This is a genomic window from Budvicia aquatica DSM 5075 = ATCC 35567 (assembly GCF_000427805.1).
In the GTDB taxonomy this organism is placed as follows: Bacteria; Pseudomonadota; Gammaproteobacteria; order Enterobacterales; family Enterobacteriaceae; genus Budvicia; species Budvicia aquatica.
In genome coordinates, this window is the sequence record NZ_ATYS01000112.1 from 1 (window position 1) to 2454 (window position 2454).

General features: G+C 41.2%; 2 protein-coding genes. Both read left to right on the top strand.

The annotated features are described in order from the left end of the window. Positions 1–968 precede the first annotated feature (968 nt). Positions 969–1637: an EcsC family protein gene (locus YWE_RS28225; protein ID WP_036016740.1), complete on the top strand. Its 669-nt coding sequence runs from the start codon at positions 969–971 to the stop codon at positions 1635–1637. A 70-nt stretch (positions 1638–1707) separates the two neighbouring features. Continuing rightward, positions 1708–2163, top strand: a complete 456-nt coding sequence (locus YWE_RS0120775; protein WP_029096195.1) for a hypothetical protein — start codon at positions 1708–1710, stop codon at positions 2161–2163. The last annotated feature ends 291 nt before the right edge of the window (positions 2164–2454 follow it).

A 2454-nucleotide genomic window follows, 5' to 3' on the forward strand; every position in this document is an offset into this window, starting at 1 on the left:
CATGCCTGAAAGCATACAGGTGGCAAACTTGCGGGCACACTGATGCCGGCACATCCGTAATGAATGATGATGTCATAATAGTCTCACAACGATAGGTTCAAACAGGTCACCCTGCGCTTTTCGGGGATAAGGCGTCGAATAACGCCATCAGGGTCGTTTAGGATAAGAGAGAAAGTGGATAATCGGGTGCGAAGGCATGGCGATAAGGGCTATAGCTCAGCAGTGACGGGCGATGACATCAAGCTTATCGATATCCGATACATAAAGATGGCCGTAACAGTAAAATTTCACGTTGCGATAACATTACCGGTCATCAATGTGGGAGCGGTGACGATGTTCTCCAAAATACCGTCATTGAATGACAACAGCAGACATAATTACGCCCCCTACAACGCTACGTTGATTGATATCACAGTCAAAAACCAGTGAGTTACTCTAGATTTACTCCATGAAAATATATTTTATTCCAATCATAGTTTACGACGATCAAAATCAACAGCATTGATCGTTCATAACGATCTGACTCTCTTTGCATGCTCTGGTAATGTTCTTCAATCTGTCAAAAAAACAAAATAGTCTTTTATTTACAAAGGATTATTTTGTGACATTTACCGAGATAAGAAAATCATCCCGATGGCATTAAGCCATGAAAATAAAGCACTTTACTCATTAACTTAAGGACTCGCACTATGGGTGGCATATCAATCATTGAATTGTTAATACTTTTAATTTGTGCATTACCTGTTGTTCTCATCGTTGTACTCATTGTTTTTCTGATTAAACGGATGTCACCACCTAAAAAGAACGACTGAATAGAAGAAATACGCTGAAACCATCACAACACGTGGCTTCTTGTTGTCTCTATTTTTCATCATGATGCAATAAAGATGTTGAGATGCACGTGCTAAACCTTATCACCAGAACGTTGCAAAAGAGCAGGCTGACTCATCAGTTTAGGAAGGATCCATATGAAAAATCCGTTAACAGCAGTGACCATTCAACACGCATTAGACTGGGCTTACGACAAAGCGGTCAATGGCGTTAAGGGACTGGATACCGCCCAAGAAATAGCAGAAAGCTATATGAAAGAAAGTAATAACCCCATCAACAACGCCAATTCATTGATACGCTGGCAAAATAGCAAAGCGATAACCAGCGGTTTTATTACCGGTCTGGGAGGCGTGATGGTCATGCCCGTGACGCTTCCCGCTAATATTACCAGTGTGCTGTATATTCAACTGCGCATGATTGCGGCTATCGCTCATATGGGTGAATACGATTTAAAAGACGATAAGGTTAAAACGATAGTCTATGCGTGCTTATGTGGTAGCGCTGTGACTGACATATTAAAAAGGGCAGGCGTTGATATGGGTAAGAAACTGACCCAGTCAACCATCAAGAACCTCTCAGGTGCAATTATCACAAAAATAAATCAAGCGGTTGGATTTCGTTTACTGACAAAATTTGGCAGTAAAGGGATTATCAACTTAGGGAAACTGGTTCCTGTGGTCGGAGGAATTATTGGTGGGACTTTCGATGGCGTAACCACGAATATCATCGGCAATACCGCGCGCAAATATTTCCTTGAAATCGATAATAATACGGAAACTCCCGGAGAAATGCGTATACCACGTTAGATATTGCGCAACAGCTGACGAAATAACGCAAAGACGACCAACAATCATTTTATTGATACGGAAATATTTTATGCGTAAAACTTGCCTCATGATTTTATCTGGCATTCTCGTACTGAGTGCCAGCGATGTCGTCACCGCGTCAACCCTGTTTCAATGCCACTTAGGCAATCACCACACGGTAACGCTTGATTTAAGCAACGAGAATGGATTGGTCTATGACTATAGAAAGACGGGAGAGAGCAAATCAGAGTTAACCCTAAAGGGCGAAGACCCTTACTATGCCCACATCTTAGGCACGAATTGGTCTTATCAATATTTCCGTTTCGAGAAAGGTGCTTATTCTTACGTTATCTATAACCGAAACGACACTCAATTTGGTCTTGCCGTCTTTCATGGTAACAAGCTGATGATGAACAAAGTCTGTTTAGGCGACGTAGTATTAGATAAAGAAGCCTACGTCTATGCCAGTGAACGCGTTTACATTGATGCTGATGGGGCCGAGTATGATTTTTTAGTCGAAGAATAACTGACTACTGTGGTGATGGTGTATTCGACTATATTGAGTCACGTTGAATTCTGACTTGAGATTGACTTTACTGACGAACATGTTCTTGACATTTACAACGGTGACAACAAGGGTTGATACTCATGGTGCCTCACGCCGTGTTATTAATATAAAAAACCAAGATAAATATTTAAAAGGCCAGTAATAATCTATTACTGGCCTCAGACTGATGACAAAGTCCTAGTCAAAAGGCTAGGACTTTGATCTAATAAGGTCAGTACAAAAAATGGACTGACTACCATGCTTAGAGAC